The organism is Rossellomorea vietnamensis (assembly GCF_001305855.1).
Lineage (GTDB): Bacteria > Bacillota > Bacilli > Bacillales > Bacillaceae_B > Rossellomorea > Rossellomorea vietnamensis_A.
The window spans coordinates 1-513 of sequence record NZ_LIXZ01000096.1; the positions used below are offsets into that span (position 1 = coordinate 1).

The window sequence follows — 513 nt, forward strand, 5'->3', positions numbered from 1 at the left end:
CGGCACTTGTTCTTCCCTAACAACAGAGCTTTACGATCCGAAAACCTTCATCACTCACGCGGCGTTGCTCCGTCAGACTTTCGTCCATTGCGGAAGATTCCCTACTGCTGCCTCCCGTAGGAGTCTGGGCCGTGTCTCAGTCCCAGTGTGGCCGATCACCCTCTCAGGTCGGCTACGCATCGTTGCCTTGGTGAGCCGTTACCTCACCAACTAGCTAATGCGCCGCGGGTCCATCTGTAAGTGATAGCAAGAAGCCATCTTTCATCATTTCCTCATGCGAGGAAATGAGTTATCCGGTATTAGCCCCGGTTTCCCGGAGTTATCCCAGTCTTACAGGCAGGTTACCCACGTGTTACTCACCCGTCCGCCGCTGATATCAGGGAGCAAGCTCCCATCAATCCGCTCGACTTGCATGTATTAGGCACGCCGCCAGCGTTCGTCCTGAGCCAGGATCAAACTCTCCGATAAAAGTTTGAATAGCTCTTTAAAAATAAATCTAGAATTAACGTTGAC

General features: G+C 52.0%; 1 rRNA gene. It reads right to left on the bottom strand.

Going from position 1 to position 513, the window contains the following annotated elements:
• A 16S ribosomal RNA gene (locus AM506_RS21935) occupies nucleotides 1-468 on the bottom strand; the annotation flags it as partial.
• Between the last annotated feature and the right edge of the window lie 45 nt (nucleotides 469-513).